The following is a 12,302-nucleotide window of genomic DNA, read 5'->3' on the forward strand; positions in this document are numbered from 1 at the left end:
CCCGGCATGGGAACCACTCAGCTCGACCTGATCGGCCTGCTGCGCGCGCTCGACCCGGAGGCGCCGCTGGCCGAACGGCACCTGTGGCTGATCCGGCTGCTCGGCTGGATTCGCGGCGACACCGACAACCCCGACGTGGCGGTGGCGCGCGTGCGCATGCTGATCGACGCCGCCGAGTTGCGCCCCGACTTCCTCAAGCTGTGGCACCACTGGTGGGAGGAGTTCCTGACCGACATGGACGCCACGCCGCTGCTGGCCCACCTGGGGTTTGCGCCGCAGGGCTCCTTCTCCAGCGAGCTGGGGCACCGGCTGCGCCGCAAGCTGCTGCCGATGTCGCCCGACACCACCGACCTGAGCGAGCTGTTCGGCCTGCTGTTTCCGAGCGAGCTGGACGCCCGTTGGCTGCGCGCACTGGACGAACGCACGCTGCGGCGCCTGCGCACCACGCTGTTTCGCGCCGACGCGCGCCTGGGCGCGGGCGACCAGCGGCCCAGCGTCGGCGATTACGCGCTGCGCACGCTGCTGGACGCGCTGGCCTCGGCCATCAGCCAGATCAGCGCCGTCGGGCAGTCTGCCGACGTGCGCGCGCGCCTGTCGCCCGAGGTGAAGGCCCGGCGCCCGTTTCTCGACCTGCCCATCGTCTTCGAGACGCTGCGCGAGGCGGTGGTGGCGCACGGCCGCCAGAGCGCGCCGGCGCTGGTGGCCGTGGGCCAGCTGCGCGAGCAGCTCGACGCCTGCCGCGCCGGCGCCGCCACGGTGTACACGCACCTGCAGGAGCACGGCATCTCGGTGCACATCGAGTTCCAGTTGCGACAGATGCGCCAGCGCATCATCCGCGTGAAGGCGCTGCTGCTGTGCCTGGAGACCGACGCGCCGGCGCAGGCCACGGCGCAGCTGCTGTCGCACCTGGTGCGCGTGAACCACGACAGCCGCAGCCTGCGCGCGCTGCTGAGCACCAGCACCGAGCTGCTGGCCGCCAAGGTGACCGAGCGCAACGCCGAAACCGGCGAGCACTACATCACCCGCAGCGCCGGCGACTATTGGCGCCTGCTGGGCGCGGCGGCCGGCGGCGGCACGCTGCTGGCGTTCACCACCTGGATCAAGCTGGCCATCGGCGCCATCGGCCTGTCGGCGTTCTGGGGCGGCTGGTGGTCGGGCATCAACTACGCGGTGTCCTTCGTCATCATCATGCTGATGGGCTGGACGGTGGCCACCAAGCAGCCGGCCATGACGGCGCCGGCCATGGCCGCGCGGCTGAAGGACATGAAGGCGCCCGACGCGGTGGAGAACTTCGTCGACGAGGTGGTGTACCTGCTGCGCTCGCAGGCCGTGGCCATCCTGGGCAACGTGGGCCTGGTGATGCCGGTGGTGTTCGCGCTGGCGATGGCGCTGGCCTGGCTGGGCTGGGGCCAGGCCATGGACCCGTACCACGCCCAGTACATCCTGGCGCAGCACCACGCGCTGGGCCCCACGGTGCTGTACGCGGCGGCCACCGGCGGGCTGCTGTTCCTGTCCAGCCTGATCGCCGGCTGGGCCGAGAACTGGTTCGTGTTCCACCGGCTCGACTCGGTCATCGCCTTCCACCCGCGCGTCACCGAACGGCTGGGCGCCGAGCGGGCGCGCCGCTGGGGCCTGTACTGGCGCAACCACGTGTCGAGCTGGACGGCCAACATCTCGCTCGGCCTGATGCTGGGGCTGGTGCCGCCCATCGTCAGCTTCTTCGGCATTCCGATGGAGGTGCGCCACGTCACCCTGGTGGCGGGCCAGATCGCCGCCGCCATCCACGAGCTGGGCGCCGGCGTGCTGCGGCAGCCGGCCCTGTGGTGGGCCGTGGGCGGCATCGCCGTCACCGGCCTCACCAACCTGGCGGCCAGCTTCACCCTGGCCTTCAGGCTGGCGCTGACGGCGCAGAACGTGCCGGCCGTGGACCGCCGCCGCGTCTACGCCGCCATGGGCCGGCGCCTGCTGCGCCAGCCGCATTCGTTCCTGCTGCCGGTGCGGGTGCGCCACACCGCGCCGCCCGCGCCCGCCGCCGAGCCGCCCGCCGATGCGGGTTAGCATGGCGAACCGCGACCTGACCGGAGAACCTGCCGCTTGACCGACTCCTGGATCGCCCCTGGGCCGACCGACTGCCCTTCACCCCCGGCTCGCTGGCGCTCGAATGGGCGCTGCTGCTGGCGCTTGCAGCGCTGGTGGGCCACCTGGTGCAGCGCTACACGCACCTGCCCAAGATCATCGGCTACGCCGTCATCGGCGCCCTGGCCGGCGGTCTGGGCTTTGCCGGCGCGGCCTGGCCGCTGTCGGGCGTGGGCATGTTCCTGCTCGAGCTGGGCATTGCCGTGATGCTGTTCGAGGCCGGCGCGCGCCTGCCGCTGCGCTGGTTCCGCCACAACCCGATGGTGCTGGTGCAGAGCCTGGCCGAATCGCTGCTGACCTATGCCGCCGCCTACATGGCGCTGCGCGCGCTGGGGCTGGAGGTACCCGTGGTGCGCGCGCTGGCGGTGATCGCCATGGCCGCCTCGCCGGCGGTGCTGATGCGCGTGGTCAGCGACCTGCGCGGCAACGGCCCCGTGACCGACCGCGCCATCGCGCTGGCCACGCTGAACACGCTGTACGCGCTGACGCTGGGCACCGCCATGCTGCGCACCATCGACCGCGGCGACGGCACGCTGGTCGCCTCCATGGTGTCGTCGGTGGCGGTGCTGGGCGTGTCGCTGCTGTTCGGCGCCGTGCTGGCGGCGCTGCTGTTCGCGGCCTTCCGCCTGCTGCACCCGACCAGCCAGGACACGGCCATCGTCATGCTGGCGCTGATCGCCGCCTGCGCCGTCATCGCGCCGTCGTTCGGCGGCTCGGCACCGCTTGCGGTGCTGCTGGGCGGCATCCTGCTCAAGCAGTTCCACCCGCGGCCCTGGGTGTGGCCGCGCCAGCTGGGCACGGCGGCGTCGATGCTCACCATCCTGATGTTCGTGCTGGTGTCCAGCATGGCGGTGCAGGCCGACTGGAGCGCGGGCATCACCTGGGCGGCGCTGGTGCTGATCGGCGTGCGCCTGCTGGCCAAGGTGGGCAGCCTGCTGCTGACCAGCGCCGGCAGCGGCATGGCGCTGAAGCAGGCGTTCTGGGTCGGCATCGCCATGGTGCCCATGTCGTCGGTGGCGCTGCTGCTGACCTCGCAGTTCGTGGCCGCCTCGCACAGCGTGGGCGCGCAGGTGGCGGCCATCGCGCTGCCGACCATCCTGATCACCGAACTGCTGGGCGCGGCGCTGGTCAGCATCGCCCTGGCGCGCACCGGCGAATCGGTGCGCCCGTGGCGCCAGAGCGGCTCGCGCACCGCCGCCGACGCGGAGGTGCGCCCATGACGCTGGAAGCCTTCGGCCAGTCCGACCCGCTGACCATCGGCGTGGAGCTGGAGCTGCAACTGGTCAACACCAACAACTACGACCTGACGCACTACGCCGACGACATGCTGCGCCTGATGGCGCAGCGCCAGCTGCCCGGCAGCGTGGTGCCGGAGATGACGGCCGGCATGATCGAGATATCGACCGGCGTGTGCCGCACCTCCGGCGAGGCGCTGGCGCAGCTGGGCCAGATCCGCGACGCGCTGGTGCAGTGCGCCGACAAGCTGAACATCGCCGTGGTGGGCGGTGGCACGCACCCGTTCCAGCAGTGGCACCAGCAGCGCATCTACGACAAGCCGCGCTTTCACGAGCTGTCGACCCTGTACGGCTACCTCACCAAGCAGTTCACCATCTTCGGCCAGCACGTGCACGTGGGTTGCCCGGACGCCGACACCGCGCTCTACACGCTGCACTGCATGAGCCGCTACATCCCGCACTTCATCGCGCTGGCGGCCAGCAGCCCCTACGTGCAGGGGCAGGACACGGCGTTCGACTCGGCGCGACTCAATTCGGTGTTCGCCTTTCCGCTGTCGGGCCGCGCGCCCTGCGTGCTGACCTGGGACGAGTTCGGCCACTACTTCGACAAGATGACGCGCACCGGCGTGGTCAAGTCGATGAAGGACTTCTACTGGGACATCCGCCCCAAGCCCGAATACGGCACCATCGAGGTGCGCGTGTTCGACACCCCGCTGACGGTGGAGCGCGCCGCCGCGCTGGCCGGCTACGTGCAGTGCCTGGCCGCGTGGTTCCAGCACGAGCGGCCCTTCACCCCGTGCGAGGACGACTACCTCGTCTACAGCTACAACCGCTTCCAGGCCTGCCGCTTCGGGCTGGATGCCGTGTATGTCGACCCGGCCAGCGGCGAGCATCTGCCGCTGCGCGAGCACCTGCTGGCCACCATGCAGCGGCTGGCGCCGTTTGCCGAACAGTGCCAGGCCGGCGATGCCCTGGCGCTGCTGCGCCAGGAAGTGCAGGACAACCGCAACGACGCCCGCTGGCTGCGCGAGCGCCAGGCCAGGGAGCAGTTGCTGGGCGAGGTCATCAGGCAGGCCGCGCTCAGGTTTCGTGGTGAATGACAAAATGATCTTGCTGCTGCGCCGCTTTGATGACTGCGGCTGCGCCGCCATGACCGAGCCCCTGACCGGCATGCGGCGAACCGCGTTCTGCATTGGCGTTGCACAGCAGCGCAGTCATTTCGTCATTTCGTCATTGCATCCATGACCCTCCGCATCGGCATCTCCGCCCGCCTGTTGCACAACCCGCCCGCCGGCCTGGGCCTGCCCACCAAGCGGCTGCAGTTCCTCGAAAGCGGCATGGCCCAATGGATCATGTCGCACGGCGTGCTGGCGCTGATGATCCCGTTCATCGACCAGCGCATGCCCGGCATGCGCAAGCGCCCGCCGATCCACGACCTGGTGGACAACCTGGACGGCCTGGTGCTGCAGGGCGGCATCGACATCAGCCCCGCCACCTACGGCGAAAAGCCCTGGCAGGACAAGGCCGAATACGACCCGATCCGCGACGAGTACGAGCTGGAGCTGCTGCGCGGCTTCATCACCGCCGACAAGCCGGTGCTCGGCATCTGCCGCGGCTGCCAGTTGCTCAACGTGTACTTCGGCGGCACGCTGATCCAGGACATCCCGAGCCAGTGGCCCGGCGCCATCCTGCACAACGACACCGAGCGCTACGACCGGCTGATCCACGAAGTGCACTTCATGCCCGGCTCGCGCCTGTCCGACATCTACGGCTACGAGCCGCGCCGCATCACCAGCATCCACCACCAGTGCGTCGACAAGCTGGGCACCGGCCTGGTGCTGGAGGCGCGCAGCCCCATCGACCTGGTGCCCGAGGGCATCCGCCACCCCGGCCACCGCTTCGTCATGGGCGTGCAGTGGCACCCCGAGTTCCACATGAGCGGCGGCTTCGAGGCCGGCGACGGCGTGCTCGACAGCGGCCCGCTGATGATGGACTTTCTGAAGGCCGCCATGCGCCGCGCCGGCCGCGTGCGCAGCCTGGCCGACGGCATGGCCCGCGTGCGCGAGCGCGCCAGCGCGCGCATCGGCCTCTGAGGCCCCGCCACACGGGGCATCCGGCCATGGGCGAGTTCGAACTGATCGAACGTTTTTCAAGCGAAATCAGGCTGCAACGCCCGCCCCCACTGCGCCAGAAGCTCCTAATTCAATAGCGCTTGGCATCGGTGACGACTGCGCCCTGCTGCAGCCCGCGCCCGGCATGCAGCTCGCCGTCAGCACCGACCTGCTGGTCGAAGGCCGCCACTTCTTCGCCGACGTCGACCCGGCCGCGCTCGGCCACAAGGCGCTGGCCGTCAACCTGAGCGACCTGGCCGCCATGGGCGCCGAGCCGCTGGCCTTCACCCTGGCCCTGGCGCTGCCGCCGAGCGCGCGCAGGACGAAGCCTGGCTGGCCGCGCTGGCGCAAGGCCTGTTCGCGCTGGCCGACGCCCACGGCTGCGCGCTGGTCGGCGGCGACACCACGGCCGGGCCGTTGACCTTGTGCATCACCGTCTTCGGCCAGGTGCCCGCCGGGCACGCGCTGCGGCGCGACCGCGCGCGCGGGCGACGACCTGTGGGTCAGCGGCACGCTGGGCGATGCGCGCCTGGCGCTGGCCGCGCTGCGCGGCGAGATCGACCTGCCCGCCGAAGCGCTGGCCCAGGCCTGCCAGCGGCTGGAGCGCCCCACGCCCCGCCTGGCGCTCGGCACCGCGCTGCGCGGCATCGCCCACAGCGCCATCGACGTCAGCGACGGGCTGGCCGGCGACTTGGGCCACATCCTGAAAGCCAGCCAGGTGGGCGCGGCCATCGAAGCCGTGGACGCTTCTAAATTAATAGCTTCTCGCGCCCTGCTGGCGGGCGCTGAAGGCCCATTTGGCTTGAAATCCCTGCTGTCCTTCATCCTCACCGGCGGCGACGACTACGAACTGGCCTTCACCGCCCCGCCCGCCGCCCGCGCCGCCGTGCAGGCCGCCGCCCAGCGCGCCGCTACCCCGGTCACCCGCATCGGCCGCATCGAGGCCGAACCCGGCCTGCGCCTCATCGACGCCCATGGCCGCGCCACGCCGCTGGCCGCCCGCGCCTTCGACCATTTCGCCTGATCTGCGCGCCGCCATGCCCAGCCGTGCCGCCCGCCTGCTGCAGTTGCTCGAACGCCTGCGCGCGCACCGCCAGCCCGTGCCCGGCGCCGCGCTCGCGGCCGAACTGGGCATCAGCCTGCGCACCCTGTACCGCGATGTATCCACGCTGCGCGAACAGGGCGCGCGCATCGACGGCGACCCGGGCGTCGGCTACCTGCTGCGCCCCGGCTTCACGCTGCCGCCGCTGATGTTCAGCGAGGACGAGCTCGAAGCCCTGATCCTCGGCACGCGCTGGGTGGCCAACCACGCCGCCGACCCCGAGCTGGCGCAGGCCGCCCACGGCGTGATGAACCGCATCGGCAACGTGCTGCCACCCGCGCTGCGCCTGGCGGTGGAAACCAGCGGCCTGTTCGTGCCGCCACCGCACGACTGCTACCGGCCCGCCCCCGCGCCGTGGCTGCCAACACTGCGCCGCGCCATCCGCGACGAGCACGTGCTGCAGCTCGACTACCGCGACGAGGCAGGCCACGTGACGCAGCGCCGCATCTGGCCCTTCGCCATGGCGTTTTTCGACCAGGCGCGCCTGATCGCCGCCTGGTGCGAACTGCGGCAGGCGGTTCTGGCCACGAGTTTTAAGTAGTCGCAGCACATTCAACAACCTCAGAGAGGAAACATGGATTCGAGGACCTACACCGTTCACCAGATTTACCAGGACCGCCGCCAGTATCGCGTTCCGTTTTATCAGCGGGCATATGTTTGGAACCGCGAGGAGCAGTGGGAGCCATTATGGGTAGACATTCAGGAGAAGGCAGAAATTCGCTTGCAAGGCGGCAAGCCCGTGCCGCATTTCATGGGTGCCGTTGTGCTGGAGCCCCAAAAGAAGGCAGGATTGCTGGGAGTTGAACGGCATCACATCATCGACGGACAGCAACGCCTGACGACATTGCAGTACGTATTCAAAGCGCTTTGTCTCGTCTTGCGTGAACTGGATCAGAAAGCACTTTTGCCCTTAGTCGAGAACTGCCTCGTGAACGCCAACCCGGAAACCATGGAAGACAAGGAGGTGGAGCGATTCAAGCTCTGGCCGACCTTCCGAGACCGCGAGCAGTACATCAAGGCCATGACGGCCGGAGATATCGACAAGCTCAAAGAGCGGTTTCCGGACAGCTTTACCCGTGGCGGGACACTTAAGAAGATCGGCGCGGATCATCCGCCCGCCCTCGAAGCCATCTGCTATTTCCGTGAAGTCATGCTGGAATGGGCGAGAGAGCCTGATGCGGAACCTTTGCCCGAGCGGACATCGGCCCTTGTTTCAGCGGTACTGACCGATCTGGCCATCGTTTGCATCTCGCTGGGAGAAGAGGACGACGCACAGGTGATCTTCGAGACACTGAACGGACGCGGAGCGGAGTTGCACGCCACTGACCTGATCCGCAACTTCATCTTTATGCGCGCAGGGACAGATGCCGACGATTTGTACGCAACGCTATGGAGCCAGTTCGAGGCGCCGCTGTGGGCCGAGCAACAGAAGCGAGGCCGTTTGAATCGCCCTCGGCTGGAGTGGTTTGTGCAGACCGCAGTACAGGCGCAGACGGGCGAGGAAATTGACATAGGGCGTCTCTATGCTGGGTATCGACGATGCGTCGAGGGTGACGCGGCACTTTCCTCTGCCGGTGACCAGTTGAAATTCTTGAACCGCTATGCCGAGCACTACAGAGCCTTGGTGACGGGCACAGGTAGTTCGCCCATCGCGGAGTTTGGTCGCCACATGTCGGCTTGGGATGCTTCTCCCACACATCCGTTGGCTCTGAGGGTGGCCGCAGGTGCATTGCCTGCGGACGAGCAGGCCGCTGTTTTCGAGGCCATCGAGTCGTATCTGGTTCGTCGGGCTGTATGCGGCCTCTCACGAAAGAACTACAACAAAGTTTTCGCGCAGCAGTTGAAGAAGCTGACCGATTCTGGTGGAGACGCGAAATCTTTCAGGCGTGCTCTGGCAGAGCTTTCGGGAAGCATCCCGCTGGCCTACCGATGACGAGTTTAAGAAACAGTGGCTCAGTGGTGCCGTTTTCCCTGGCCGGTTAGATGCCGCAAAGCTTCGCTTTATGTTTCATCGGCTTGAGGTGGCGATGCGATCGGCCAAGTCGGAGGAGCGGGTGGTGCTGTCGCTTGATGATCTCGACATCGATCACATTCTTCCGCAGACATGGAGCACTCATTGGTCACTGGCTGATGGCAGCATGGTGTCAGCCCAGGAAGTCGGCGATGCGAGGTTGTTATCCCTCACTGCCACCGAGTTGACCGATAAGGCCAAGGCGATCGCGCAGCGCGAAGCATCAGTGCCGACAATTGGCAATCTCACGATGGTTCACTACGGCGTGAACCGGTCTGTGCAAAACAAAGAGTTCGCGGTCAAGCGCCAGGCATTGTTCGAGCATTCGAATTTACAGCTCAACAGAACATTGACCGCAACATCACTTTGGAATGAAGCAGAGATCCAAAAGCGGGCGGAAATGTTGTTTGAACATGCGCTGAGGCTCTGGCCGCGATCTTCGGCATGAACGCCCCTTCTCCCTCCGTGTCTTCGTAGCCGACGGTGACCCCGACGGCCTGCGCATCGTCGACAAATCCAACTGGATCGGCACGGCGCTGGTGTTCCCGCGTGCGCTGCTGCTGCAGGTCAAGGCCCGGGCCGATTAATGCCAATTCATCCAACACTTACGACATGGGAAACGCGCCCATACTGGCCGTTTTTGGTCAACTCATCTTGCGTCTTTGGTAGGGCACCGTGCGTTGGCGCTTGGCGCTGTCGCGGCCGAGTGTGCTGCTGACAGAAACCGTCATCGACGCGTGCCACGATGACGCTCCCCAACCAAGAGCTCGCCATGACCGCACAGCGCTCGGCTCTGTCGCACGTTTCGCTTGGCACCAACCGTTTCGAATAAACCACGACGTTCCACGACGCCGTGCGGGGCGCGCTCGACATTGTCCGTGTGCAAGACATATCCACGCCTGCACTACCAAGGAGAAACTCATGACCACCCCACTCACCTTCTACACCCACCCCATGTCGCGCGGCCGCGTGGCGCGCTGGATGCTGGAAGAAACCGGCCTGCCCTACGACACCGTGCTGCTCGAGTACGGCACCACCATGAAAGCGCCCGACTACCGCGCCATCAACCCGATGGGCAAGGTGCCGGCCATCCAGCACGGCGACACCGTGGTGACGGAGAACGCCGCCATCCTGCTGTACCTGGCCGATCTGGTGCCCGAGAAAAAGCTGGCGCCGCCCGTGGGCACGCCGGCGCGCGGCCCCTACTACCGCTGGATCGCCTTCATGGCGCCGCTGGAAGCGATGCTCACCGCCAAGAGCGCCGGCGCGCTGGCCAAGCCCGAACAGGCCGGCTACGGCTCCGAAGCCGACGTGCTCGCCACGCTCGAAGGTGCGCTGAAAGGGCGTGACCATCTGGCGGGCGACCACTTCACCGCCGCCGATTTGTTCGTCGCCGCGTCGATCGGCTTTTACTTGCAGTTCAAGATGCTGGAGCCACGGCCTGAATTCGTGCGCTTTGCCGAGTTGCACGCCAGGCGCCCGGCAGCCCAGCGCGCCAACGCCATCGACGACGAAGCCGCGGCCAAGCTGCAGCCGGCCGGCTGATGCCTTTCGCGCCGAGCGAGCGCCAAGCGCTGCTGGCCGTCAAGGGCGTCGGCCCCACCGTGATCGCGCGGCTGGAGCAGATGGGCATCGAGTCGCTGGCGCACCTGGCGCGCGCCAACGCTGCCGACGTTCTGGCGCGCGGCGCGGCATTGGCGGGCTCGAGCTGCTGGAACAACAGCCCGCAGGCGCGGACGGCAATCCACGGCGCCATCGCTGCGGCGCAGGAAGCCACGCGGCAGCCGCGCTCATCCGGCACCCAATCACTCCCGAATTCATAGCTGCTTGCGCTTGATGGACAAGCGCCAGGCGCCTGTTTGATTCAAAAACACGAAGCCACCCACCGCGCTGCTAGCATGCAGGCCATGCACCTCAAGTCTCTCGCTCATTCAGGGCCGCGCTGGCGCCTGCTGTTGCCGATGCTGGCCCTGTGCGCGCTGTCGCCCGCGCAGGCGCAATCGACCGAGACGCGAGCCGACGCCTCGCGCGTGGTCCGCGTCAAGGTCTACCCCGGCAGCGCCACCGTGGAGCGCACGCTGCGCCTGGCGCCCGGCGCGCGGCAAGCCATCTTTGCCTGCCTGCCGGCGGGGCTGGACGCCGCCAGTCTGCAGGTGAGCAGCGATGCCACGGTGCGCGTGGGCGAGCTGGCGGTGCGCCAGCAGGCGCGCGAGTTGCTGGGCAACGCCTGCGCCAGCCCGCTGGATGAGCGCATCCGCGGCCTGGAAGACCAGATCGCCGCACTGCAGGCCGAAAGCGCCGGCATCGGCTACGCGGCGGGTTACCTCAAGAGCTTCGAGAACGCCGGCAACGGCGAAGGCCGCGCCACGCCGCCGGCGCAGATCGGTGCCACCGTGACGGCGCTGCGCCAGTCGGCCCGCGAGGCGCTGACGCGCCAGCACCAGATCAAGCGCCAGCAGGAGGCGCTGGAGCGCGACCTGAAGCCGCTGCTGGCCGAGCGCGACCGCGCCGGCGCGCAGGGCGCCCGCGTGAGCACCGTGCAGGTGACGCTGGCCGCGCCGCAGGGTGGCGAGCTGCGCCTGTCGTACCAGGTGCGCGGCCCCAGCTGGCAGCCCAGCTACCGCGCCACGCTGGACAGCGCCACGAAACAGGTGCGGCTGGAACGCCAGGCGCTGGTGGCGCAGGCCACGGGTGAGGACTGGGACGGCGTGCAGCTCACCCTGTCCACCGGCCAGCCCGGCGCGGCCACGCAGGGGCCGTTGCCACGGCCGTGGCGGGTAGGCATCGAGCCGCCGGTGCAGCCCATGCCCGCCCCGGCGATGGCGCCTGCGCCTGCGCTGGCGGCCGCGCCCATGTCGCGCGCGCGCGTGGCCGCCACCGACGCGGCGGAAGCCATGCCCAGCTTCGACGTCAGCGTGTTCGACGGCAGCTTCGCCACCGAATTCGCCGTGCCGCAGCGCATCAGCGTGCCTTCGAGCGGCCAGCGCGTCACGCTGTCGCTGGGCGAGCACCTGGCCGACACCACGCTGAAGGTGCGCACCACGCCCGCGCTGGATGCCACGGCCTACCTGATCGCCGAGATCGCCCCGCCGCCCGGCGTGTGGCCGGCCGGCCCAGTCAACCTGTACCGCGACGGCGCCTACGTGGGCAACGGCCGCTTCGACACCGCGCAACTCGGCCGCCAGGGCCTGGCCTTCGGGCGCGACGAGCTGGTGAGCGTGCGCATGGAGCAACCCCAGCGCACCGACGGCACGGGCGGCTTCATCGGCAGCCGCAACGAGCGCCGCGTGAGCCGCCTGTACACAGTGGAGAACCGCCACCGCGACGGCATCACGCTGCAGGTGCTGGACGCCGCGCCGGTGCCCGAGCACGAGGACGTGCGCGTCGAATCGCGCTACCAGCCCGAGCCGCAAAGCCAGCGCTGGAACGACCAGCCCGGCACCGTGCTGTGGGCGCAGCCGCTGCCCGCCGGTGCCACGCAGCGCTTCAGCGCCGAGCACGTCATCACCTGGCCGAAGGACGCGCGGCTGCGCGAGCGCCCATGAGCTGGCCAACGCCCCGCGCGACGACGTGAGCGACGTGCGCGCGCGGCCGCTGGAGCCGGCTGCGCCGGAAGCCGGCCGCCGCGGCCCGGCGCCTCCCATCGACCTGGAAGCCACCGCGCCCCCGGCGACGGCCCACCACCCGCCGGCGCCGTGCGGCCCACC

11 protein-coding genes and 1 pseudogene are annotated in these 12,302 nt (G+C 68.8%); 11 read left to right on the forward strand and 1 reads right to left on the reverse strand.

Annotated features, from left to right (window positions below; translation table 11 throughout):
• Positions 1-6 precede the first annotated feature (6 nt).
• Genes tlpB through H0I39_RS08190 form a run of 3 tightly spaced genes read left to right on the forward strand, consistent with a single transcriptional unit; the run spans position 7 to position 4,471 of the window.
• Positions 7-2,058, forward strand: coding sequence for a transporter-like protein TlpB (gene tlpB, locus H0I39_RS08180; RefSeq protein WP_180550144.1), 2,052 nt, complete (start codon positions 7-9; stop codon positions 2,056-2,058).
• Positions 2,059-2,105: 47 nt separating this feature from the next.
• Positions 2,106-3,356 carry a cation:proton antiporter gene (locus H0I39_RS08185; RefSeq protein ID WP_180551737.1) on the forward strand — a complete coding sequence of 417 codons (1,251 nt, stop codon included), beginning with the start codon at positions 2,106-2,108 and terminating at the stop codon, positions 3,354-3,356.
• Positions 3,353-4,471: a YbdK family carboxylate-amine ligase gene (locus tag H0I39_RS08190; protein ID WP_180550145.1), complete on the forward strand. Its 1,119-nt coding sequence runs from the start codon at positions 3,353-3,355 to the stop codon at positions 4,469-4,471. Before H0I39_RS08185 ends, H0I39_RS08190 begins: the two co-directional genes overlap by 4 nt.
• Here H0I39_RS08190 and H0I39_RS08195 read toward each other — a convergent pair.
• Positions 4,452-4,589, reverse strand: coding sequence for a hypothetical protein (locus H0I39_RS08195; RefSeq protein ID WP_180550146.1), 138 nt, complete (start codon positions 4,587-4,589; stop codon positions 4,452-4,454). The two genes, H0I39_RS08190 and H0I39_RS08195, sit on opposite strands and share 20 nt — an antisense overlap.
• Positions 4,590-4,612: 23 nt before the next feature.
• Here H0I39_RS08195 and H0I39_RS08200 point away from each other — a divergent pair, with 23 nt between their 5' ends.
• From H0I39_RS08200 to H0I39_RS08230, 8 genes and pseudogenes are all read left to right on the forward strand, one after another.
• Entirely contained in the window at positions 4,613-5,464 is an 852-nt protein-coding gene (locus tag H0I39_RS08200; RefSeq protein WP_257645694.1) for a gamma-glutamyl-gamma-aminobutyrate hydrolase family protein, read from the forward strand.
• 26 nt (positions 5,465-5,490) lie between these two features.
• Positions 5,491-6,506 (forward strand): annotated as a pseudogene (thiL, locus tag H0I39_RS08205) (thiamine-phosphate kinase).
• Between the two features lie 13 nt (positions 6,507-6,519).
• Complete coding sequence (locus H0I39_RS08210; protein WP_180550147.1) at positions 6,520-7,125, forward strand: helix-turn-helix transcriptional regulator; 606 nt, start codon at positions 6,520-6,522, stop codon at positions 7,123-7,125.
• A 33-nt stretch (positions 7,126-7,158) separates the two neighbouring features.
• Entirely contained in the window at positions 7,159-8,517 is a 1,359-nt protein-coding gene (locus H0I39_RS08215) for a DUF262 domain-containing protein (protein ID WP_257645695.1), read from the forward strand.
• Positions 8,471-9,043 (forward strand): HNH endonuclease family protein, encoded by a 573-nt coding sequence (locus H0I39_RS21900; protein WP_308645804.1) that lies wholly within the window; start codon positions 8,471-8,473, stop codon positions 9,041-9,043. Before H0I39_RS08215 ends, H0I39_RS21900 begins: the two co-directional genes overlap by 47 nt.
• A 473-nt stretch (positions 9,044-9,516) precedes the next feature.
• Positions 9,517-10,140, forward strand: a complete 624-nt coding sequence (locus H0I39_RS08220; RefSeq protein WP_180550148.1) for a glutathione S-transferase family protein — start codon at positions 9,517-9,519, stop codon at positions 10,138-10,140.
• Positions 10,140-10,418 (forward strand): helix-hairpin-helix domain-containing protein, encoded by a 279-nt coding sequence (locus tag H0I39_RS08225; protein ID WP_180550149.1) that lies wholly within the window; start codon positions 10,140-10,142, stop codon positions 10,416-10,418. Before H0I39_RS08220 ends, H0I39_RS08225 begins: the two co-directional genes overlap by 1 nt.
• 138 nt (positions 10,419-10,556) lie before the next feature.
• Positions 10,557-12,140, forward strand: coding sequence for a DUF4139 domain-containing protein (locus tag H0I39_RS08230; protein WP_180550150.1), 1,584 nt, complete (start codon positions 10,557-10,559; stop codon positions 12,138-12,140).
• The last annotated feature ends 162 nt before the right edge of the window (positions 12,141-12,302 follow it).

The sequence above is a fragment of the Ottowia beijingensis genome (assembly GCF_013423955.1).
Classification (GTDB): Bacteria; Pseudomonadota; Gammaproteobacteria; order Burkholderiales; family Burkholderiaceae_C; genus Ottowia; species Ottowia beijingensis.